The following is a 22,400-nucleotide window of genomic DNA, read 5'->3' as shown; positions in this document are numbered from 1 at the left end:
ATCCGTCACTTAGTCCGTGACGGCCAAAGTCAATGGCGCGTCAAGCCACGGCATGCGATAGCGCGCACTGTTTCCAGAGTGTCGCTAGCGCGTCGACAAGGTGCACGAGGTCCGCATCACTGTGCAGCGGCCCCGGCGTGAGGCGCAGACGCTCGGTTCCCTTCGGGACCGTGGGGTAGTTGATGGGTTGCACGTAGATGCCGAAGTCGCGCATCAGGATATCCGCGAGCATTCGGCATTTGACCGGGTCCTTGATCATCACGGGAATGATGTGGCTTTCGTTGGCCAGATGCGGAATGCCGCGCTGGTCCAGCATGCCCCGGAGCTTGGCCACCTGACACCGCTGCTGCTCGCGTTCCACCGCGGAAACTTTCAGGTGCGCGATCGACGCCTGCGCGGCCGCCGCGATCGCGGGCGGCAGGGCGGTGGTGAAGATGAAGCCGCTGGCAAAGGACCGGATGAAATCGCACAGCGCCGCAGAGCCGGTGACGTATCCGCCCATGCAGCCGAACGCCTTGCCCAGCGTGCCCTCGATCAGGGTGATGCGATGGGCGAGGCCGCGCGCCTCGGAGATGCCGCCACCGCGCGGCCCGTAAAGACCGACCGCGTGGACCTCGTCGAGATAGGTCATGGCGCCATGCTTTTCGGCCACCTCGATGATCTCTTCCATCGGGCAGATGTCGCCATCCATGGAATAGACGCTTTCGAAGGCCACGATCTTCGGGGCATTGGCCGGCAGAGCCGACAGCTTGGCATCAAGGTCTTCGGGATCGTTGTGCTTCCAGATCACCTTCTGTGCCCTCGAATGGCGGATGCCCTCGATCATGCTGGCGTGGTTCTTCTCGTCCGACAGGATGACGGCATCCGGCAGACGCGAGCCCAGGGTCGAAAGCGCCGCCCAGTTCGACACGTAGCCGCTTGTAAACAACAGCGCGGCCTCCTTTCCGTGCAGATCGGCCAGATCGGCTTCCAGCGCGACGTGATGACGGTTCGTTCCCGAAATGTTGCGGGTACCGCCCGCGCCTGTGCCGCACTGATCCACGGTATCTTTCATGGCCTGGGCGACGACCGGGTGCTGGCCCATGCCGAGATAGTCATTGGAACACCAGACCGTCACCTCGTCCGGGGCATTCTCGTCATGGCTGTGGGCGCGTGGAAAGGCACCGCACCGGCGCTCCAACTCGGCGAAGACGCGGTAATTCCCCTCCGCTTTAAGGGCATCGAGTTGTGAAGCGAACATCGCGTCAAAATCCATGGGTTTTCTCCGGTCGTCTGGTCTTGTTACTTGTTTTGGTAGTGTCAGGCGGCGCGGGCAGCATCCAGCGCCAGAGCTTTTCGTCGGGCAGGGGCAGCACCATCAGCCAGTGCTCCAGCGCTGCCAGCATGGTGATCGCGGCAAGCAGTGCGAAGCCCACCACGTCGCCCGTATTCGCGGCGGAAAACAACCGTTCCAGCCAGCAGGCGCTAGCATAGGTCAGCGCGGTGATGGATATGGGAAAGACCCAGTTGAGCCGAGAGATCCGGAAGTGGCTGCTCAGATGGCCGAGGGCTTCGGGGATGAACTCGGTGTTGATCTTGGGGACGCCGAAATAGAGGTTCAGCTTGGCAGAGACGCGCGCGAAATATAGCGTGGTGAAGACCCACAATCCAAAGATGTTCTCTGCGCCATACCCAAGGAACCACAGCGTGATCAGGGCCGCCGTCAACAGCATCTCGTGATAGGCCACGGTTCCCCAGGCGCGCAAGAAGCGCTCCCATTCGGGCAGTTGGGCGGGGCAGGGGTGCAGGTTGGGGCCGGTGATGGCCCCGGTCAGGAAGGCCAGCTCGATCCACCCCCATATCGCCAGCGCCGACAGGAATGCCCCATAGGCGGCCTGCAGGCCGGTTCCGTCCAGCGTCGCGATGAACCCCCACATGCCCAGTCCCAGCAGGGGCAGCGCCCCCCACGTGGCCGCGCGCCGTGCTGCCGCGCCGGCACGGTCCGCGCGGCGCACAACGATCAGGATGGCACCGGTGGAGAACCACCACACGAACAGCGCGAACAGTGCGGCGACCCAGGGATCGGCCATCACGCCCACCCTACGCGCCGAACGCGATATGCGCCTCCCATACCCATCAGTAGGCTGGCGTCAGCCGGGTGCTTGTGGGCACCTCGTGCGTCCGGGTTGGTATGAAGTAGAGGCGCGCAAAGGCGGTCGCGGCGCGGGTCTGGGCCGCCAATCTGCCGATGAACCCGATCACGCCGCCGCGCTTGCGAGCGGCATCCAGATCGACATTGGCCCGTTGCAGTTTTTCCAGGGTCGGTTGCCAGGCGGGGTGCTCGATGTCCAGCGTGATCGGAAAAATCTGCCGGGTCAGCGCGGAGGTCTTGGTGAAGACCTCGTGGGCATACCAGTTGGGATCGACGCCAAGGGCAGCGTGGAACGCCGGGCGCTGGTGGTCGCGCACATACATCGTCGCGAAGACGGCTGTCAGGAAGAACTTGATCCACCAGACATTGCGCCCCGAGGTCAGCTTGGGGTCAGTCTTCATCAGCAGGGCGAAGGCCTCGCCATGGCTGAACTCGTCGTTGCACCATTCCTCGAACCACTTGAAGATCGGGTGAAAGCGATGTTCGGGGTGTGCCTCAAGGTGCCGGAAGATCGTAATGTACCGGGCATAGCCGATCTTTTCCGACAGGTAGGTGGCGTAGTAGATGAACTTGGGCCGGAAATAGGTGTATTTCTTCTTCTGCGTCAGGAACCCGAGATTCACAGCCACGCCCGCCTCCCGCAGGGCATCGTTGATGAAACCCGCGTGCCGCGCCTCGTCCCGGGCCATCAATTGGAACAGCTGGGTGATGTCGGCATTCGTTCCGCGCCGCTTCATTTCCTTATAGAGGACACAGCCCGAGAATTCGGCGGTGCAGGAGGAGATCAGGAAGTCGATGAATTCCTTTTTCAGGGCTGGGTCCATGCCATCCCAGTCGACATGGTCCCAATCCTCGTTTTTCTTGAAATGCCCCTTGTTGGGGTCGGCAACCATCTGCGCGATCAGCTTGTCCCAGTCTTCGCGTACGCTCGATACGTCGATGGCGTCCAGCTCGTTGAAATCCGTGGTGTAGAAGCGTGGCGTCAGAAGGGTATTCTGCATGGCCACGTCGGTTGCGGATTTGCTGTCGAACTTCGCCTGTTCCTTCTGAATGGCGATGCTTTCCTCGGCGGTGTTCGCGTCGGCGGTGTGCTTGTTCTGGATGTTCATAGCGTCACCTCCTCGGAAAAGGAGAACTCGCACAGCTCCATTACTTCAAAATCGCCTGTCAGTCGGGTCCACAGCCGTTCCAGCCCGCTGGCGCGGATAATGGTCGCCTCTCGGTCCTCGGTCACGATCTCGCCAAAGGGCGCCATCATTTCGGGGCCGTGGACTTTCACCTCGTCGCCCGGATAGACAGTGGCGCCGTTGTTGAACCGCAGATGCGCGTGCAGCGACTCGAACTTGTGGCTGATCTCGACCGTGCAGGGCGCACGTTCAATTTCCTTGGTAAGCCATCCCATTATTGGCCTCCTTTTCCCTGTTGCCGCATGTCCGTTGTCCCGTGCGGGTTCCCGCCCGCCGGGTGACATGCCTCATTGCGCCAGCAGCCTTGCGAAGGCTCTGGCATTGTTTTCGCCGAATCCCATGAGATCGGCGCTCCAGCCCGTTGAAGGGTCATGGATGGTAAGGCGGCCGGTCTCGTGCCGCCGCAAGGTCACGGGCCCCTCAAGGGCGACCCGGTTCTTGGTGCGTTCGCGTTCGATCACGCGCCACACGCCGGAAATGAAGCCGCCCCGGTCGGGGCCAAGGTCGGCGATCAGCGTCCCGTTGACCGTGCGCACGGTGACCGCGCCGGACATGTCGCCGGACAAGAGCAGGCTGCGCGACGCCACGATGTCGCCCGTTGGTGCGGTGGCGACCAGCGGTCGGTCGGTCAGTCTTGCAAGGGTTACCAGACACAGCACGGCAACCACGAGCGCAAGCATCGCGCGCGTCATCATGCGAGGGATCAGTTCCCTGTCATGGGGGCGGGCGGCGCGGTGGGTTTCGATCTGTGTCATGTCCGGTTACCTCTATTCGGCGGCGAGATGTGCCTTCGTGGGCATGCCCGTCCTGTTGACCTCGGGGGTGCTCACCCGGGCCTCGGCGGCTTCGGCCAGAAGGGTCGCGACGGTCTGGGCTTCCGGGATGCAGCGCAAGGCGGGTTTGGTCTTGCGGATGTGCCAAGGCCGCACATGCGGCCAGCACACCAGATAGCTCAGCTGGGTGTCGTCCATCGGGTCCAGTGCGATCGTCCCCGTGCCATTTCGGCGCAGGCTCAGGTCCGCGCGGGCGATCTTGGTGAATGGCAGGTTCAACGTCACGGTAAGAGCGGCACCGATCCGCATCGCCACCCGGCGGTTGGTGATCGTGTAGACGGTACTGCGGGCCTGAACCACGCCGATCAGCAGAAGCAAGGCGGCGACGATCCCGCCCAACACGATGAAGGGAAAGGAGGCGGCAAAGGCACTGGCCAGGCTGACCTGGTCGATCAGCATGCCGAAGCGCCACAGGGCAAGGGCCACGAAATAGGCCGACACCCATCCCAGGTTCAGCGACTCGCGGGTCAATGCCCACCAGTCGGGCCGCCCTTGCCAAAGAATATGCTCACCCTCCGGCGGGGTCTCGGGCAGGCCCTTGACGGGCTCGAATGCGAAATCGTCGTGGTTCTCTGTCATGGCGGCCTCCTCGGGCGTCAGCCCAGTTGCGGTTCTTGCCGGGCCCTGGAGGCATAGAGCGTTCCCCCGGCGTAGTAGCCGCAGATCTTCTCTTCCTCGAGCATGGTGACTTGGTTGGGCGAGGCGTTCTTTGGCACACCCGCGAAATGCTCGCCGAAAATCGAGCGCACATTGACCTTCTGGCCCCAGATCCGGGCCATGGTCATGGGCACAAGGCGCTTGCCGCCCCCATGCTCTCCGTCGAGTTCGACTTCGAGGTAGCGAACCAGTTGTTCGGGCTCGTCAATCCAAAGGTCGGCAATTGTGCCGACCGTCTCGCCGTCACCGGCCACGACCGGCAAGCCGCGCGGATCGCGCCCGGCGGCCACGTGGAATTGCTCGGTCGCGGCCATGGGTACGATCTTGGGGTGGCCGTGACCGTCCAGCTCGGGGATGTCGCGGCGCGGCGCCCAGGAGGCCGGGCCGACGCCATCCGCCATCGGATCGCCGGTTGGTTCAAGTGGAAAGCCGTTGGTGGCTGTGGTCTTCTCAAGCGCAATGTCGTCGCGCTCTGGATTCTGGCCTGACGGCACGGTGATCTCGCCGCGGCCATGCGGCAGGGCGAAGGTCTTGTCCTGCGGAAGCGGGAACAGCCCTTCGTTGGAGGAGGGCTTGCCCGCGTCGTCCTCGAGCGGATAGCCCTCGCGCATGTTTTCACGCTGGATATAGACGATCAGCGCGGCGAAGAAGATCCAGAACAGCCAAAGCGATACGCTGACCAGATCCACCTGTCCAAAGAATGTTTCCGTCATGTCGGTGTCCTTTCCAAGGCGGGTCTCATGTTGGGAAATCGGCAAGTCCGATACGGGCCGATCCCGGTTTGGGGGTGCGTCGGTGGTTGGGTGCAAGGCGTACGAGCGGACCGAGGACCGCGAGGGTGACGAACAAGAGCCCGATCTCGACGTGATAGACAAAAGAGTAGCCGGTTGCGGATGTGGCCAGGGCTTCACCCAGCCGCCCGGACATGGCGAGACCGTCGATCCAGTCCCGCAGGCCGCCGCCCAGCGCGATGGAGAGCCCCGCTGCCGTGGCTTGTGCCGCGCCCCACGCGCCCAGCGCCAGCCCGTGACCGGCGGTGCCATTCGCGGGCATCTTCATCGCGGCAGTCAAGGTGGCGACGGCAAAAAGCCCACCGCCGAAGCCGATCATTCCGGCACCGATGAAATACATGATGCCCGAGGTCATGGGTGCGGCGAAGATCACCGTGCAGAAGGCGGCTATGCCGACCAGAAGGCCAAGGGCTGCGACCCGAAAAGCGCAACTTCCACGTGTCAGCATGCGTCCGGCCAGACCAAAACCCGCCAGTGCCCCGGCGGCCCAGATTGCCGTCAGCGTGGTGGTCGCCGACACCGAAAGCCCCATGATTTCCCCGCCATAGGGTTCCAGCAACACGTCCTGCATGTTGAAGGCCATTGTTCCGAGGAAAACCACCGCCAGCAGCCGCCCGGCCTGCCCGCCGCCGACGAGATCGGCCCAGGCATCGCGGAACCGAGGCCGGGGCGCGGCGCGTTCCGCACGGCTCATGGGGCGCACCTGTTCCTGTTTCCACAGGGCGATCAGGTTCAGGACGATACCGGCGACAGCCGCCCCCTGCACGACCCGCACGAGTGTGAGAGGAGCGAAGTCCCGCAGGAACCAACCGATGATCAGCGCCGAGACGCCCATGCCCAGCAGAAACATGACGTAGAGCAGTGCCACCACCCGGGGTCGCGTAGCATCGTCGGCCCGATCTGTGGCCAGTGCCAGCCCGGCGGTCTGGGTCATGTGCAACCCCAGCCCGGTCATCAGGAAGGCCAGGGCGGCCAGCACCTCGCCGGCCCAGCCCGGCCCGACGACCTGCTGACCCGCGAGGACCAGCAGGGCAAATGGCATGACGGCCAGCCCGCCCATCTGCCACAGCGAACCGAACCAAAGATACGGGATGCGCTTCCAGCCGATGGCGCTGCGATGGGTGTCCGAGCGGAAACCCAGAAGCGCCCGGAACGGCGCGATCAACACGGGCAGGGCGATCATCACGGCGACGATCACCGCCGGCACCGACAGTTCCACGATCATCACGCGGTTGAGCGTTCCCAGAAGCATCACCGTCGCCATTCCAACCGAGACCTGGAACAGCGACAGCCGCAGCAGCTGCGCCATTGGCAGCCCCTCGCTGGCGGCATCCGCGAACGGCAGCCAGCGCGCGGTCAGCGCGGTCACGGGGGAAGTGGGACGGCGCGGGCTCACGGGGTCAGCTCCAGCGCATGGGAAATGTAGAAGCCGGACCGCACCCGCCCAAGGGTGGCCAGCTGGCCGGGCGCCTCGACGCGGCGCAGGGCCGTCCGCAAGGCGGCAGGAGCGTGCGGAACCATTGTCGGCGAACGATCAGAGCGCGGAAACAGCTGTCCGGCGCGCCACATCGCCATCAGAAGCGGTGTGCGGGGCGCGATGGTAAAGACGATCGAGCCACGGGTCCGGCGGCCCAATGTCGACAGGGCGCGGGCGATGTCGTGACGGTCGTAGTAGATCAGGCTGTCCATTGCCATGACATGGTCGAAGGTACCCAGATCATCGGCCAGCATGTCGCCCGACATGAAGGTCACATGGCCGGGCAGGCCGTCGGGCAAACGGGCGCGGGCGATCTCGACCAGGGAAGGAGAAATGTCCACGGCCACCACCTCGGCGCCACGCGCGGCCAGTTCGGCCGTCATCGGCCCCGCGCCACAGCCCGCATCCAGGATCCGCGCGCCGCGCAGGTCGCCGGGCAGGCGGTCCAGCATCCGAGCGCGCATCGTGTCCCGGCCGCGCCGAACGGTTTCACGGATCCGCGAGACAGGCTCGTCACTTGTCAGCCGTTCCCAAGTGCGGGTGGCGGTCTTGTCGAAATAGGTTTCGACCCGGTCGCGCGTGCGTGTCCAGCCGCCCGGTGCCGGGGGCAGGTTTCCGGTGTGGGCCGCGTCAGGCATCTGGAGGGGGCTTGCGTCCGGCATCAATCGAACCCCAGTAATTCGAAGATGTCGCGATCCTCCATGGGCGCGGGGGCGAGCGGATCGGTTCCTTTCCATAGCCGCTCGGCCAGCCGGATATATTCGGCGCGGGCCATCTGGATGTCGTCCTCGTCGGGCATCTCGAACAGCGTCTTTTTCTTGAGCCGCGACCGGCGGATCGCGTCGAAATCTGGCATATGAGCGATGCGGTCGAAGCCCACCTCGGCGCAGTAGCGGTCGACCTCGTCGGTGTCCTGCGAGCGGTTGGCGACGCAGCCGGCGAGCCGGACCTTGTAGTTGTTCGACTTGGCCTGCACGGCAGCGATGATCCGGTTCATCGCGTAGATGCTGTCGAAATCGTTGGCCGTGACGATCACGGCGCGGTCGGCATGCTGCAAGGGCGCCGCGAAACCGCCGCAGACCACGTCGCCGAGCACGTCGAAAATCACCACGTCCGTGTCTTCCAGCATGTGGTGCTGCTTGAGCAGCTTGACCGTCTGGCCCACCACGTAACCGCCGCATCCGGTGCCCGCTGGGGGGCCGCCGGCCTCGACGCATTTCACACCGCCCCAGCCTTCGGTCACAAAGTCCTCAGGGCGCAATTCCTCGGCGTGGAAATCAACCTCCTTGAGGATGTCGATCACCGTCGGCTGCAACTGGCCGGTCAGGGTGAAGGTGCTGTCATGCTTGGGATCGCAACCGATCTGCAGAACGCGCTTGCCCATCCGGGCGAAAGCCGCTGAAAGGTTCGACGAGGTCGTCGATTTTCCGATTCCGCCCTTGCCGTAGACCGAAAAGACCTTGGCCCCCTCGATCTTCATCGACGGGTCCTGGTGCACCTGCACCGATCCTTCGCCGTCCTGCCCCCTGAGCGTCGGTATGTCGTCGCGTGGGCTCATCGTCTCCTCCAATCGCCGGGCGCTTGGCTCGGCTGTTTGCCCCCACCGGGTGTGTCCCGGCAGGTCGTGGTCATTCCGCCGCCACGCCTTCGAGGCGGTCTTCCAAGGCGTCGGCCGCATCGCGCAGCGCGGCCAAGGTATCGTCGTCGGGCGCCCAGTAGGCGCGCTCGTGGGCCTCGAGCAGCCGATTGGCCATACGCGAGGAGGCCACCGGGTTGAGCTCGCTCATCCTCTGGCGCATCGCCTCGTCCAGAACGAACGTTTCTGACATCCGCTGGTACACCCAGGGCGCCACCTGGCCGGTGGTGGCGGACCAGCCGAGCGTGTTGGTCAGGTGGCTTTCGATCTGGCGCACGCCCTCGGCACCATGACTCAGCAATGCTTCGTGGAACTTGGGGTTGAGCGAGCGCGAGCGTGTCTCAAGCGCCACCTGGTCGGCCAGGCTGCGGACCTTGCCCGCGCCACGGGTGGTGTCCGAGATGTAGACGGCGGCATCTTCGCCCTGGCGGGCGCGTTTCACCGCCCGGGAAATCCCGCCCAGCGTGTCGAAGTAGTGGTCCACCGTGGTCACGCCCAACTCCACCGATTCAAGGTTCTGGTAGGCGACATCCACGGTGCCAAGCGCCTGTTGCAGCAATGCGGTTTGCTGCGCCGGCCTGCCGTCCACGCCGTAAGCAAAGCTCTTGCGGGCCTCGTAGGCGTCGGCCAGTTCGTCCTCGTCGCCGAAGGCGGAACTGTCGACCAACTGGTTGACATTGGAACCATAGGCGCCCTCGGCATTGGAAAAGACGCGCAGGGCGGCGGTGTCCAGGTCGCAGCCGATCTTCTCGGCATAGGCCAGTGCGTTGGCACGGATATAGTTCTGGTCGAGCGGTTCGTCCGCATGGGCGGCCTTGTGCGCAGCCTCGGCAAGCAGCCGGGTCTGCAGGGGCAGCAGGTCGCGGAAGATGCCCGACAGCGTCATGATCACGTCGATACGGGGCCGACCCAGGGTTTCCAGCGGGACCAGGTCTGCCCCGGACAGCCGCCCGAAGCTGTCGAAGCGCGGCTGTGCCCCGATCAGCGCCAGGGCCTGCGCCATGGGCGCCCCGTCGGACTTGATGTTGTCGGAGCCCCAGAGCACGAGCGCCACGCTGCGCGGCAGGCTGGCATGGGTTTGCAGCAGAAGGTCTGCCTGTTTCGCGCCCTCGCGGCAGGCAAAGGCGGTGGGCATCCGGAACGGATCGAATGCATGGATGTTACGACCCGTGGGCAGGATCTCGGGGGCCCGGATCAGGTCGCCACCGGGAACCGGCGGGGTAAAGCGGCCATCCAGCGCGCGGAGCAGGGCCGGAATCTCGCTATCGCCTTGCAGAAGGGCGTCGACGCGGGCTCGGGTCTCGGGGTCGCTCTCTGGCATCAGGTCCAGATAGTCGGCGCGGGCGTCATCGCGCATGGCGCGGCCCAGAACGTGCAGGCCATCGGGGATCAGCGCGTCCTCGGTTTCCAGCAACCGCAGCCAGAGCGCATCGGGCGCTTCGCCGCCCATGTCCACCGCCTCGGCCTGGTCGGCAATCAGCGCCTCCAACTCGTCACGCTCGGGCGCGCCGGGGGACATCTCGCGCCAACGGGTCAGGCTGTCCTTGAGCTCGCCCAGTGCCTTGTAGAGCCCCGAGGCGGCCAGCGGAGGCGTCAGGTGACTGACTGTCACGGCCCCCGCGCGGCGTTTGGCCAGCGTCGCCTCCGAAGGGTTGTTGGAGGCGTAGAGGTAGACATTCGGCATGTCGCCGATCAGCCGGTCGGGCCAGCAGGCCGCACCTGGCCCGGCCTGCTTGCCCGGCATGAATTCCAGCGCCCCGTGCATGCCGAAATGCAGCAACACATCGGCTTTGAAAGATTGGCGCAGCCATAGGTAGAACTGCGCGAAGGCATGGGTCGGGGCGAAGCCGCGCTCGAACAGAAGCCGCATCGGGTCGCCTTCGTAGCCAAAGGCCGGCTGCAGGCCCACGAAGACCTTGCCGAACTGCGCACCCAGCACGAAAACGTCGCGCCCGTCGGATTGCACGCGCCCCGGGGCGGCGCCCCACTGTGCCTCGATCTCGTCCAGCCAGGGCGTGTTGGCGACCATGTCCTCTGCCGGGACATGGGCGGCGACATTGGCCTCTTGCCCGTATTGCTGGGCGCTCCCGTGCAAGACGGCCGCCCGCAGGGCCTCGACGCTCTCGGGCGGGGTCAGGTCGTAGCCGCGCGCGGCCATGGCGTGCAGGGTGTTGTGGAGAGATGCGAAGACATCGAGGTAGGCCGCCGTACCGGCCGCGCCCGCGTTGGGCGGAAACCCGAAGAGCACCACGCCAACGCGGCGCTCGGCCACGCGGGAGCGGCGCAGCGCGGCCTGGCGGGCGACGCGGTCGGCCAGCGTCTCGACCCGTTCGGGGCAGGGGGCCATCTCCTTGATCATGGACGTGTCTGCGCAGGCCCGGTTGCAGCCCGTGCAGCCACCCGGCCCGTGACGTCCGGCGAAGACCGTCGGCGCGGTCGCGCCGTCCAGTTCCGGCAGGGCGATCAGCATGGTCGTCTCGATCGGGCCGAGGCCGCCTTGGGAAGCGGCCCACTGTCCAAGCGTCTGGAATTCCAGTGGATGGGCGGCGACATAGGGCACATCCAGCGCCTTGAGTGTCTCGACCGCGGCGTCCGTGTCGTTGTAGGCCGGCCCGCCAACAAGGCTGAAGCCGGTGAGCGACAGCAGCGTGTCGATGGTTGCGCCGTGGTGATCGCGAAAGAAGGCCTCGATCGCCGGGCGGCCATCAAGACCCCCGGCATAGGCTGGCAGAACCCGCAGGCCCCGAGCCTCCAGCGCTCGGATCACCGCGTCGTAATGTGCGGTGTCGCCAGCCAGCACGTAGGACCGCATCATGAGCAGCCCGACAGTCGCCTTCGGTTCGGCGGGGGAGGGCAGCGCAGCGGGATCGGTGGTGATGCGGTCGGCCAGGTCGGGATGGTAGAGCCCGGTTTCGGGGTATTCCAGCGGCGCCGGGGCCTGGGCACCGCGCCAGTCGTCGAGGCGGCTGTAGCGCGAGACGAGGAAACGGACCATCGCCTCGATGTTGTCGTCCGAGGCACCCAGCCAGTATTGCATGGTTAGGAACCACGCGCGCAGGTCCTGGGCCTTGCCGGGGATCAGCCGCAGGATGCGTGGCAGGCGGCGCAGCATCTTCATCTTGCGCGCGCCGTCATCGGTCTTGGACCCGCTCTTGCCACCGCGCAGTTTCTTCAGAAGTTTCGCGGTGCTGCTTTCCGGAGCGGCCATGTCCAGCGTGCCCATGCGGGTGCATTTCACGATCTGGCCGTCGGCGATCAGCCCAGCCATGGCGTCGCAGTGATCCCGACGCGCCTGCAGGTCGGACAGGATCGCCTGAACGTGTTCTTCCAGGAACAACAGGTTGGCGATGACGATATCGCCGGTTGCGATGGCGCGGCGCGCCTCTTGCAGAGCGGTTTCGCTTTCGCCCCATTCGGCGGCGGCATGGACGCTCAGCTCCAGCCCGGGGAAATCCGCGCCCAGCCTTTCGGCCACCCGCGCACAGGGCCCGGCGGAATGGGAATCCAGCGTCAGGATCACCACGCGATAAGGGGCATGCCCGGGGGTCATTGCAACGTCATCGCGCATAATGAGCCTTCGCTTCGTAAAGTGTATCGACACTGATCTCGTCGAGGCCGCGCTCATTGGCGAAAGCCTCGGTGTTGCGCTTGGCCTTGCCGCGCACGAAGAAGGGGATTTTCTTCAACTCCCGCTCGGCCGCGTCCATCCAGATTACGTTTCCGGCCTCGTCGGGGGCGTCTTGTGCCGGCGTGTCCGTCGCTTCGCGCCGAGCGTGGGCGCCGCCTTGATGGCTGGGGCCGGCGTCGTCGTGAAACTCGAAATCCTCGCGGAACATGGTCAGAAGGTGCTCTTCCAATCCCATGACCAGCGGGTGGACCCAAGTGTCGAAGATAACATTGGCACCTTCCAGCCCCATCTGCGGGCTATAGCGGGCAGGGAAGTCCTGCACGTGCACGGGGGCCGAGATGACAGCGCAGGGAATGCCCAGCCGCTTGCCGATGTGGCGTTCCATCTGTGTGCCAAGGATCAGTTCCGGCGCGGCCTCGGCGATGGCGGCTTCCACGTCCAGGTGATCGTCCGAGATCAGGGCTGGGACGCCGAACTCATTGGCCAGCGCACGTATCTTGCGGGCCATCTCGCGGTTGTAGCAGCCAAGGCCGACTACCTCGAAACCCATCTCGTCGCGGGCAATCCGCGCGGCGGCCGCAACATGGGTGCCGTCGCCGAAAATGAATACTCGCTTGCCTGTCAGGTAGGTCGAGTCGACCGAGGCCGAATACCACGGCAGCCGCAGGCGGGTTTCGTCAAGCCGCGCGTCCAGCCCGGTGATCTTGGCCACCTCGGCGACGAAATCGCGCGTGGCGCCCACACCGATGGGCACGGTCTTGGTGAAAGGCTGCTTCAACTCCCGTTCCATCCAGCGGCAGGCCGCTTCACCGGTTTCGGGATACATCAGCACGTTGAAATGCGCGGCGCCCAGTCGGGTCAGGTCCTTGGGGCTGGCCCCGTAGGGCGCGCAGACATTGACCGCTATCCCCATTTCTTCCAGCAGGGCGGTCACCTCGGTGATGTCGTCGCGATGGCGAAAGCCCAGCGCGGTCGGGCCGATCAGGTTGGCGGTGATCCGGTCCGTCCGCTGCATCGGTTCGGCCAGTCGGCGGACCAACTGGAACAGGGTCTCGTCGGCGCCAAAGTTCTCTTTGCGCTGGTAGCTGGGCAGCTCCAGCGGGATGACGGGAATGGGCATGCCCATGGTTTGGGCCATGCCGCCCGGATCGTCCTGGATCAGTTCCGCTGTGCAAGAAGCACCGACGATCATCGCCTGCGGCTGGAAGCGATCAAAGGCGGCTTCGCAGGCAGTCTTGAAGAGATTGGCGGTGTCGGATCCAAGGTCGCGGGCCTGGAAGGTCGTGTAGGTCACCGGCGGGCGGTGGTCGCGGCGCTCGATCATGGTGAACAGCAAGTCCGCATAGGTGTCGCCCTGCGGCGCGTGCAAGACGTAATGCAGGCCAGTCATGGCCGTGGCCACACGCAGGGCACCGACATGCGGCGGGCCTTCGTATGTCCATACCGAGAGCTTCATTCCGCCGCCTCGAGCTTGAGCCTGTCGCGGCGGTGCAGGGGTCGAGAGAAGAGCCCCGCGAGATCCCCGGCCTGTTCGTAGAAATGCACCGGGGTGAAAACCAGTTCGATGGCCCATTTGGTGGTCATGCCCTCGGACTCGAGCGGATTGGCCAGTCCAAGCCCACAGACCGTCAGGTCGGGGCGCGCGGTGCGGCATCGGTCGAGCTGTTTCTCGACATCCTGCCCTTCTGAGATCACCGGACCCTCGGCCAGCAGCTCCAGGTCGGGCGCGACCAGTGCCTTGTGGATATAGGGTGTGCCGACCTCGACGGCCTCCATCCCGCATTCCCGGGTCAGGAACCGGGCCAGCGGGATTTCCATCTGGCTGTCGGGGAAGAAGAAAACTGTCTTGCCGGCCAGCGAATCGGCGGCCTTGGCCACCGCTTTGCGGGCGCGTGCGCGGGGCGCGTCGATCACGGCATCGACACGCGCCTGGTCGATGCCGAAATCCCGCGCAACGGCGCGAAGCCACGCGGTGGTGCCCTCTTCGCCGAGCGGGAACGGCGCGGGAATATGACGCGCCCCGCGTCTTTCCAGGGCGGAATGGGTGCCACCCAGGAAAGGCTGTGTCAGGGCGAAACTTGTGTTCGGGCCGACGCCGACCCGGGCGTCGGCGTGTCGGGCGGGTAGGACGGTGATGTTGTCGATACCGATCCGGCCCAGCAGGTCCAGCGCCTGATCTTCGGCCACGTCCGGCAGGGCGCCGACCATCATCAACTGGCGCTGATCGGTTGCGGGCAGGGCGGGCACCATTGCGGCCAGGCAAGCATCTTCGCCTTCCGTGAAGGTCGTCTCGATGCCCGAGCCCGAATAGTTCAGCACCCTCACCTTCGGCCCGTGGCGTGCACTGAGCCGCTCGGCGGCGCGCGACAGGTCCAGCTTGATCACCTCGGATGGGCAGGACCCCACCAGGAAGAGCTGGCGAATATCGGTGCGGCGTGCCAGCAGGCGGTCGACTTCGCGCTCAAGCTCGTCTTGCGCGTCGGCCAGCCCGGCCAGATCGCTCTCCTCCAGGATGGCGGTGCCGAACCGGGGTTCGGCGAAAATCATCACCCCGGCAGCGCTTTGCAGGAGATGCGCACAGGTGCGACTGCCCACGACGAGGAAGAAGGCGTCCTGCATCTTGCGGTGCAGCCAGATGATTCCCGTCAGGCCGCAGAATACTTCGTGCTGGCCACGCTCTTTCAGGACCGGTGCATCGCTGCAGCCCATGGTCGGGGGCGGGGGGCTGTGGCGGGTCATGCCGGGGCCCCGGACTGCAGGCGCGCGGCGCGCAACTTCAGCAGGAATTGCCCGGCATTTACGACGTAGGCGGCATAGGCGGCCAGCGCCAGCCACATCAGCGAAACCGGGGTCATTCCACCCGCGAAGAGCGCCCAGACGTAGGCGGTGTGAAGCCCGATCACGGCAAAGCTGAAGACGTCCTCCCAGAAGAAGGCCGGGGCGAAAAGGTACTGATCGAAAACGACTTTCTCCCAGATCGCCCCAGTGACCATGATCAGATAGAGCACGCCGGTCTTGAGCAGGATCGACCAGGTCGCGACCTCGTAGCCCGCGCCGGTTGTAAGGTAACGCAGCACCAAGGCGAGCGACACGAGGAAGACGAGAAACTGAAGTGGAGCGAGCACCCCTTGAACCAGCGTCCAGACGCTTTCGTCGCGGCGACGGCGTTGAGCGGCTGTGTAAAGCGGGCCGGGTTTTGAATTTCTCTGCGCCGAAATCGGCATCATAACCTCTGGGCAGACGGTGTGAGGATTGCCCTGATGCTAGGTTCTGTGCGCGCATGGTGTCAACTAAAACTTACACAAGGGCTTGGGTCGAATGTATGCTCAAATTGTCACCTGAGAAATGGTCTCCATAGACCGGTTTTCGCCGCCAGATCGATTATCACTCAAGATTTAAGTTGATAATTGGCGGGGCTGCGCAGAGAAAATGTCCTTCCGGATCAGCTTCTTTCGGGCCGCTCAGGCCCCAAGCTGTCAATAAAAATTGACATTTGACCCCGTGAAACTCAAGCTAAATCTCACCTGGAGGAGGTGCGGTGCCACGATTTGCTCGCACGCGTGACCGTCTGGAGGGGCGCATGTCTGGTAAGAAATCACTTGATGGGCTGGAGGTTTCGAAGGGGCGAGAGCCAACCATCCGATATCTGGTCGAGTCCGCCCTTAGGACCGTTGCCTCGACCAATCAGGATGAAAAGCCCAGCACCCGCAGCGAATGGGTTGCCCATCTTGCTTCGGCGATGGTCTCGGAAAGCGAGACCAGCCACAAGGCGGCGATCTCTTCGCTGATCGCAAACGGGGTTAGTTCGGATGAGGTCTATCAGACCTATATCCCGGCCGTCGCGCGCTATCTCGGAGAGATGTGGGTCAGTGATCGTGCCAGTTTTGTCGATGTAACGGTTGGCGCGGCAAGGATGCAGTCCTTGTTGCGGGAAGTCGAAGAGGGCAGGGGGCTGGACCGCAGTATCCCTCTCGGGCAGTCGGTCTTGATGGTCGTTCCGCCTTACGAGGATCATTCGCTTGGGGCATTCGTTGCTGCAGATCAGTTTCGGCGACATGGTCTCTGGGTTCACATGGCGATCGCACTGAACGGTGGAGAACTCATCGATCTGGTGGCGACGGGCCGCTTCTCCTTGATCGGGTTGTCGGCGTCTTCGTCAAACTCAGTTGAAAAGTCGGCCGAGTTTGTCAATTATCTCCGCGCCGGTTTGGACCACTGCCCACCTGTCGTACTGGGCGGGCATGTTGTCGAAGATCCGGCCGCAATCGAACGGCGGACAGGCGTTGACTTCGCCGTCAAGACAGTGCGTGAGGCTATTGAACGAGCAGGGCTTATGTCTATCTCTCAGGAGTTGGCCCTAGATCAACTGAACCCTTAGGGTCTGAACGGCCGTGGTAACGGGAGAGCGACATTGAGTAGGCAGGACCGGGAGCGAGAAAAGATTTCGGTCGGACGGTTGCCAGAGCTCGGCTCTGTTCCCGGATTGATAGAACAGGCCGCGGATATTGCAGTCTTCATTGCCTTGGACGGCGAAGTTTTGGGAATAACCGTCAACCCGGATTGCCCGTCGCTTGGCTGCCTCGATCACTGGGTCGGACGCAAGTTTGACAGCTTCCTGACCCGCGAGAGTGTCGAGAAGATGTCCAAACGGCTCAAGGACTTGCTGGCCAAGCCAGATGCGCCCCACCGGCCGATGGAATTGAATCACGAAGACAACGCCACTTGGGAATTCCCGGTGCGTTACACCATGCATCTGGTCGCGGATCAGGGCGGTGTCCTGCTTTTCGGTCGTGATATGCAGCCCCTGGCCGAGGTTCAGCAGCGGCTGTTGCAGGAGCAACGGGCGCGCGAACTTGATCAACAGAAGTTGCGCGCGGGCCAGACGCTTTTCCGCATCGTCTTCGAGGAGTCCGAAACCTCGCTCGTCGTTCTCGATGCCGACACCGCGCAGATCCAGGAAATCAATTCCAGTGCGGCATCGCTCTTGGGCAGCACGCCCGAGACCCTTGCCGGCAATATTCTCGCGCAGGCGTTCGACGGACGGCGCCGAGGCGAATTCATGGAAGCGTTGCGCGCGGCGGCCGCGTCCGGATCGGAACGTGGAGTCGAAGTTGTCGCGCGTCGCAATGGCCGCGCCCTCATCCTTCGGCCTCGGTATTTCCGGATCGCCGGAGACTTCGTCCTGCTTTGCCGTTTTGATCCGGTCGAAGATGGCGCGGCGGCGGGTCCGGAATTCGGCCGCCTTTTGCACGACCTCTATTCCTCGACTTCCGATGCGATCATCGTGACGGACGCCGCCGGGAATGTCCGGGAGGCGAATGAAGCGTTCCTGATGATGGCCGATGCCAACCAGATACGCGACGTGCAGGGGCAATCGGTTTCCGAGTTCCTGTCGCGCGGCAGTGTCGACCTCAAGCTGATCCTCGAAAGTGCGACCAAGGCCGGGCGGATGAGCCACTATTCGGCCCAGTTCAAAAGCACGCTGGGGATGCGGGCCCCGGTCGATATTTCGGTGGCGCGCCTGCGCCAACAGGGCGGCGAGACGGGGTTCGGCATGATCATCCGCGACGTGTCCAGTCGCCAGATGCCCGAGGTCGAGAAATCCAATGTCATGGTCAGTGACGAAGCGATGCAGAACGTCATGGACCTTGTAGGGACGGAGTCACTCAAGGAGTTGGTCTCGGCGACATCGGAAGTTGTTGAGAAGCTGTGCATCGAAACCGCCGTGCAGTTGACTGATAACAATCGCGTGGCCGCCGCCGAGATGCTTGGCCTGTCTCGGCAGAGTCTCTACGTGAAGCTTCGCAAGTACGGATTGCTGAAGCCGGCCGACGACGGCTAGCGGCGGCAGGCCGTGCGCCCAATCCGGGCGCGATAGCAAGAAAACCCTTTCAAGAATCTGCGTTGTATAGTTTAGTTGACACATGAGTGTCAGTGAAACATTACATACATCGCGGCGGTTGTCCCGCCCGCGGGCCGTGCTCACGCTGCTAAAGCCGGTGACCTGGTTTCCGCCGATCTGGGCCTATCTCTGTGGTGTTGTCGCCTCGGGAGTCGCCCCCGGCACGGCGCCGTTGGCGGTGCTGGTGGGGATGGTGTTGGCCGGCCCGGTGGTCTGCGGCATGAGCCAGGCGGCAAATGATTGGTGCGACCGCGACGTGGATGCCATCAACGAACCTGACCGCCCCATTCCCTCGGGGCAGATTCCCGGGCGCTGGGGACTCTGGATCGCGCTTTGCATCACTGCTCTTGCGCTGGCTCTGGGCACGGTGTTGGGGCCCTGGGGCTTCGGCGCGACCGTCTTCGGTGTCGCCGCCGCCTGGGCGTATTCGGCCGAGCCCATTCGCCTGAAGCGGTCCGGTGTCTGGGGGCCAGGCCTGGTCGGGCTGTGTTACGAGGGGCTGCCGTGGTTCACCGGGGCAGCCGTGCTGGCAGCAGGAGCGCCACCTCTGACCACGGTGGCCATTGCGCTGCTCTATGCCATTGGGGCGCATGGCATCATGACACTCAATGATTTCAAGGCTTTGGAAGGCGACCGCCAGACCGGGGTGAATTCTCTGCCGGTCACGCTGGGCCCGGAACGGGCCGCACGGGTGGCCTGTTGGGTCATGGGGCTGCCGCAGGTTGCGGTGATCGCATTGTTGCTGAGCTGGGGGCGGCCCGTGCACGCGCTTGTCATCGCTGTTCTGCTGGCGGCACAGGTTCTGGCGATGCGCGTCCTGCTGACCGATCCGAAGGGCCGCGCCCCCTGGTACAACGCGACGGGCGTGAGCCTTTATGTCAGCGGCATGATGGTCGCCGCCTTCGCACTGCGCAACATGGAAGGGATGTCATGACCCTAAGCTGGCTTTCGATCGTACGTCTCGGGTTGGTGCAGATGGCGCTGGGTGCGGTGGTGGTTCTGACCACGTCGACGCTCAACCGCCTGATGGTGGTCGAGCTGGCGCTGCCCGCCGTGCTGCCCGGGTTCCTGGTGGCGCTGCATTACGGTATCCAGATCACCCGGCCCAACTGGGGCTTCCTGTCCGATACAGGCGGGCATCGCACCCGTTGGGTCATCGGCGGCATGGGCGCGCTGGCGCTGGGCGCCTATGGCGCGGCGTACGGGGTCGTGCTGCTGGAGGCGAGCTTTGCCGCCGGGATGGCGCTGTCCGTTGCCGCCTATGCGCTGATCGGCGTCGGGGTGGGGGCCTCGGGTACTTCCCTTCTGGCCCTTTTGGCCACCGCGACGGCACCACACCGCCGCGGCGCCGCGGCCACGATCACATGGCTGATGATGATCGCCGGGATCGCCGTCACGGCCGGCATCGTCGGGGCCTTCCTCGATCCCTATACGCCTCAGCTGCTGCTGCGCATCGTGGGTATCGTCACCCTCGGCGCCGTCGTCCTGACCACGCTGACCGTCTGGGGCATCGAATCCCGCGTCGCCCCCGCCGAACCAGAGCCCAACCCGCAAGGTTTCGTGGCCGGGCTCCAGGAGGTTTGGGGAGAGCGGAAAGCACGCAATTTCACGATTTTCGTCTTCCTGTCCATGACGGCCTATTTCATGCAGGAACTTATTCTCGAACCCTATGCCGGGTTGGTTTTCGGCTTCACGCCTGGGCAATCCACGTCGCTCAGCGGGGCGCAGAACGGCGGGGTCTTTCTTGGAATGCTCACCGTGGGCATCGCTGCCACCGGGTTCCGCCTAGGGTCGTTGCGGCATTGGGTCGTTGCCGGGTGCCTGGGGTCGGCGGCCAGCCTCGCGGCGATCTCCGCGCTGGGGCCGTTGGCCCTTTCGGGCGCTCTGACCGGGGCCGTTGTCACTCTGGGTTATTTCAATGGCATGTTCGCTGTCGCGGCCATCGGATCGATGATGGCGCTTGCCGGGCAGGGGCGCGACGCACGCGAAGGAACGCGCATGGGCCTATGGGGCGCTGCGCAGGCGGTCGCCGCAGGTTTCGGCGGGCTGCTGGGGGCGGCGGCCGTGGACGTGATGCGGCGGCTACTGGTCGAGGACAGCGCGGCCTTCGGCACGGTCTTCCTGTTCGAGGCGGCGCTCTTCGTGCTCGCGGCTCTGATGGGCCAGCGGGTTATCGCACATAGCCAGGGCCGCAATGCGCCCCTGGCCGTTCCGGGGGAATGATCCATGCCTGATGTCGATGTTATCGTGGTGGGAGGCGGGCCGAGCGGGGCCATCGCCGCCGAGGACCTGGCCCGCTCGGGGCACAGCGTCGCCTTGCTCGACCGAGCCGGGCGGATCAAACCCTGTGGCGGGGCCATCCCGCCCCGGCTGATCGCGGATTTCGCCATCCCCCAGGACCTGCTTGTCGCCCGGATCACTACCGCGCGGATGATCGCCCCAAGCGGCCGGCGGGTGGATATTCCGATCGAGAACGGCTTCGTCGGCATGGTCGACCGCGAGGATTTCGACGAATTCCTGCGCGCGCGCGCCGCGGAGGCCGGCGCCATGCGCCTGACCGGCACTTACCAATCCATCGATCGCGCGGGTGGTCACCCCCGCGTCCACTACCGCGACCGCGACAGCGGCGAGACCCGCGGCCTGTCGGCGCGGTTGGTGATCGGTGCGGATGGCGCGCGGTCCAAGGTCGCGCGCGACGAGGTCGAAGGCGGCGATCGCATTCCCTACGTCGTCGCCTATCACGAAATCATCGAGGCGCCCGGCCCGGTAGGGCAGTACCACCCCGACCGCTGCGATGTGGTCTATAACGGACGCATCTCGCCCGACTTCTATGGCTGGGTCTTTCCGCACGGCAACAAGGCGAGCGTCGGCATGGGCTCACTCGTGCACGACGTTGATCTGAAACAGGCCACCGCCGACCTGCGCGCGGCCAGCGGGTTGGCCGACTGCCCAACGATCCGGCGCGAAGGCGCGCCGATCCCGTTGCAGCCTCTGGAGCGTTGGGACAACGGGCGTGACGTGGTGCTGGCGGGTGATGCCGCCGGGGTCGTCGCCCCCAGTTCGGGCGAGGGAATCTATTACGCCATGGTCGGCGGGCGGTTGGCCGCCACCGCCGCTGCCGCCTGCCTGCAAACGGGGCGTGCGCGCGATCTGCGGCTGGCCCGGCAGCTATTCATGCGCGAACACAGGACGGTCTTCCGCGTGCTGGCAAGTATGCAGAAAGCCTACTACTGCTCGGACGAGCGGCGCGAACGGTTCGTGTCCCTGTGCCACGACGTGGACGTGCAGCGCCTGACCTTTGAGGCCTATATGAACAAGGCACTGGTGCGCGCCCGGCCCATGGCACATTTGCGGATCGGGCTTAAGAACCTAGCCCACCTCACCCGCCTGGTGCGTCCGGAGTTCACATGACTACCCTGCCGCCAAATGCCGCGATGATCCCCGCTTGGCTGGGTGGTGATCTGGTGGCGCTCGACAAGATGAGGGTCCACCGCGAGGGGCTGCGGCACAAGGCCGTTTCGGTCTTCGTGCAATTCGGCGAAGACCTGCTATTGCAGCGCCGGGCGCTGGCGAAGTATCACACGCCGGGTCTCTGGGCAAATGCTTGCTGCACGCATCCACACTGGGGCGAGTCGCCGCTGGAATGCGCCACGCGGCGGTTGGACGAGGAACTGGGCTTAAGCGGGCTCGACCTGTACCATCAGGGTCAGGTGGAATACCGCGCCGACGTTGGCGGCGATCTCGTCGAGCACGAGGTCGTGGACCTGTTCCTGGCGCGGGTGGCCGCGCGCCCCATCGTGACCCCCAACCCCGAAGAGGTCATGGCCGTGGACTGGATGCCCCTGCGCCAGCTGGAGGACGCGGTACGGCGCCGCCCCGAGGACTTCACCCCCTGGCTGCGCATCTACCTCGACCGTCACGCGGGCCAGATCTTCGCCTGACTCGATGAAGACGAAGCGATCTCCGACGACCAAATTGCCAATCTAGAACTGCCATTCGTCAAGCTCTTGTGCTCATACGGTCATCGAGACTGTGCGTCGTCAGATAATTTGGGACATTTGAGCGGTTTTCCGTTTGGAGGCTCTGGCTCATCCTTGATTGAGTTTATGCGGTTTCAGTTTCGTGGCGCAAGCGCCGGGTGAGCATGGTTTTTCGTTT

General features: G+C 64.6%; 20 protein-coding genes. 6 read left to right on the top strand and 14 right to left on the bottom strand.

Annotated features, from left to right (window positions below; translation table 11 throughout):
* Nucleotides 1-40: 40 nt before the first annotated feature.
* The 14 genes from hemA to bchF all read right to left on the bottom strand — a co-directional run bounded on the left by hemA (nucleotide 41) and on the right by bchF (nucleotide 15,564).
* Nucleotides 41-1,255, bottom strand: a complete 1,215-nt coding sequence (hemA, locus tag DFK10_RS14865; RefSeq protein ID WP_109389819.1) for a 5-aminolevulinate synthase — start codon at nucleotides 1,253-1,255, stop codon at nucleotides 41-43.
* Complete coding sequence (puhE, locus tag DFK10_RS14860) at nucleotides 1,245-2,069, bottom strand: putative photosynthetic complex assembly protein PuhE (protein ID WP_109389818.1); 825 nt, start codon at nucleotides 2,067-2,069, stop codon at nucleotides 1,245-1,247. The genes hemA and puhE overlap by 11 nt, the downstream gene beginning before the upstream one ends.
* 46 nt (nucleotides 2,070-2,115) lie before the next feature.
* Nucleotides 2,116-3,240 carry a magnesium-protoporphyrin IX monomethyl ester (oxidative) cyclase gene (acsF, locus tag DFK10_RS14855; RefSeq protein ID WP_109389817.1) on the bottom strand — a complete coding sequence of 375 codons (1,125 nt, stop codon included), beginning with the start codon at nucleotides 3,238-3,240 and terminating at the stop codon, nucleotides 2,116-2,118.
* Complete coding sequence (locus DFK10_RS14850) at nucleotides 3,237-3,533, bottom strand: hypothetical protein (RefSeq protein WP_109389816.1); 297 nt, start codon at nucleotides 3,531-3,533, stop codon at nucleotides 3,237-3,239. Before DFK10_RS14850 ends, acsF begins: the two co-directional genes overlap by 4 nt.
* A 72-nt stretch (nucleotides 3,534-3,605) precedes the next feature.
* On the bottom strand, nucleotides 3,606-4,073 hold the full coding sequence (gene puhC, locus DFK10_RS14845) for a photosynthetic complex assembly protein PuhC (protein WP_109389815.1): 468 nt from the start codon (nucleotides 4,071-4,073) through the stop codon (nucleotides 3,606-3,608).
* 12 nt (nucleotides 4,074-4,085) lie between these two features.
* Nucleotides 4,086-4,730 carry a photosynthetic complex putative assembly protein PuhB gene (gene puhB / locus DFK10_RS14840; protein ID WP_109389814.1) on the bottom strand — a complete coding sequence of 215 codons (645 nt, stop codon included), beginning with the start codon at nucleotides 4,728-4,730 and terminating at the stop codon, nucleotides 4,086-4,088.
* Nucleotides 4,731-4,747: 17 nt separating this feature from the next.
* Nucleotides 4,748-5,521 (bottom strand): photosynthetic reaction center subunit H, encoded by a 774-nt coding sequence (gene puhA, locus DFK10_RS14835; protein WP_109389813.1) that lies wholly within the window; start codon nucleotides 5,519-5,521, stop codon nucleotides 4,748-4,750.
* A 25-nt stretch (nucleotides 5,522-5,546) separates the two neighbouring features.
* Nucleotides 5,547-6,908 (bottom strand): PucC family protein, encoded by a 1,362-nt coding sequence (locus tag DFK10_RS14830; RefSeq protein ID WP_109389859.1) that lies wholly within the window; start codon nucleotides 6,906-6,908, stop codon nucleotides 5,547-5,549.
* 83 nt (nucleotides 6,909-6,991) lie between these two features.
* Complete coding sequence (bchM, locus tag DFK10_RS14825; RefSeq protein ID WP_109389858.1) at nucleotides 6,992-7,714, bottom strand: magnesium protoporphyrin IX methyltransferase; 723 nt, start codon at nucleotides 7,712-7,714, stop codon at nucleotides 6,992-6,994.
* 23 nt (nucleotides 7,715-7,737) lie between these two features.
* A complete protein-coding gene (gene bchL / locus DFK10_RS14820) occupies nucleotides 7,738-8,634 on the bottom strand; it encodes a ferredoxin:protochlorophyllide reductase (ATP-dependent) iron-sulfur ATP-binding protein (protein ID WP_109389812.1) in 897 nt (298 codons plus the stop codon).
* Between the two features lie 70 nt (nucleotides 8,635-8,704).
* On the bottom strand, nucleotides 8,705-12,280 hold the full coding sequence (locus DFK10_RS14815) for a magnesium chelatase subunit H (protein ID WP_109389811.1): 3,576 nt from the start codon (nucleotides 12,278-12,280) through the stop codon (nucleotides 8,705-8,707).
* Nucleotides 12,270-13,796: a ferredoxin:protochlorophyllide reductase (ATP-dependent) subunit B gene (gene bchB / locus DFK10_RS14810; RefSeq protein ID WP_109389810.1), complete on the bottom strand. Its 1,527-nt coding sequence runs from the start codon at nucleotides 13,794-13,796 to the stop codon at nucleotides 12,270-12,272. Before bchB ends, DFK10_RS14815 begins: the two co-directional genes overlap by 11 nt.
* Nucleotides 13,793-15,079, bottom strand: coding sequence for a ferredoxin:protochlorophyllide reductase (ATP-dependent) subunit N (locus DFK10_RS14805; protein ID WP_109389809.1), 1,287 nt, complete (start codon nucleotides 15,077-15,079; stop codon nucleotides 13,793-13,795). The genes bchB and DFK10_RS14805 overlap by 4 nt, the downstream gene beginning before the upstream one ends.
* Nucleotides 15,076-15,564, bottom strand: a complete 489-nt coding sequence (gene bchF, locus DFK10_RS14800; RefSeq protein WP_109389857.1) for a 2-vinyl bacteriochlorophyllide hydratase — start codon at nucleotides 15,562-15,564, stop codon at nucleotides 15,076-15,078. Before bchF ends, DFK10_RS14805 begins: the two co-directional genes overlap by 4 nt.
* Before the next feature lie 356 nt (nucleotides 15,565-15,920).
* Here bchF and DFK10_RS14795 point away from each other — a divergent pair, with 356 nt between their 5' ends.
* From DFK10_RS14795 to DFK10_RS14770, 6 genes are all read left to right on the top strand, one after another.
* On the top strand, nucleotides 15,921-16,718 hold the full coding sequence (locus DFK10_RS14795) for a cobalamin B12-binding domain-containing protein (protein ID WP_109389808.1): 798 nt from the start codon (nucleotides 15,921-15,923) through the stop codon (nucleotides 16,716-16,718).
* Nucleotides 16,719-16,751: 33 nt separating this feature from the next.
* Complete coding sequence (ppsR, locus tag DFK10_RS14790; protein ID WP_268952267.1) at nucleotides 16,752-18,182, top strand: transcriptional regulator PpsR; 1,431 nt, start codon at nucleotides 16,752-16,754, stop codon at nucleotides 18,180-18,182.
* 82 nt (nucleotides 18,183-18,264) lie between these two features.
* Nucleotides 18,265-19,176 (top strand): chlorophyll synthase ChlG, encoded by a 912-nt coding sequence (gene chlG / locus DFK10_RS14785; RefSeq protein ID WP_109389807.1) that lies wholly within the window; start codon nucleotides 18,265-18,267, stop codon nucleotides 19,174-19,176.
* A complete protein-coding gene (locus DFK10_RS14780; protein WP_109389806.1) occupies nucleotides 19,173-20,465 on the top strand; it encodes a BCD family MFS transporter in 1,293 nt (430 codons plus the stop codon). The genes chlG and DFK10_RS14780 overlap by 4 nt, the downstream gene beginning before the upstream one ends.
* A 3-nt stretch (nucleotides 20,466-20,468) precedes the next feature.
* Nucleotides 20,469-21,653, top strand: a complete 1,185-nt coding sequence (locus tag DFK10_RS14775; RefSeq protein WP_109389805.1) for a geranylgeranyl diphosphate reductase — start codon at nucleotides 20,469-20,471, stop codon at nucleotides 21,651-21,653.
* On the top strand, nucleotides 21,650-22,183 hold the full coding sequence (locus tag DFK10_RS14770; RefSeq protein WP_109389804.1) for an isopentenyl-diphosphate Delta-isomerase: 534 nt from the start codon (nucleotides 21,650-21,652) through the stop codon (nucleotides 22,181-22,183). The genes DFK10_RS14775 and DFK10_RS14770 overlap by 4 nt, the downstream gene beginning before the upstream one ends.
* Nucleotides 22,184-22,400 lie beyond the last annotated feature (217 nt).

Origin of the sequence: Salibaculum griseiflavum (assembly GCF_003129565.1) — a bacterium.
Lineage (GTDB): Bacteria > Pseudomonadota > Alphaproteobacteria > Rhodobacterales > Rhodobacteraceae > Salibaculum > Salibaculum griseiflavum.
Note: the sequence above shows the minus strand (reverse complement) of the source record. Positions and strands in the feature narration are given on the sequence as shown.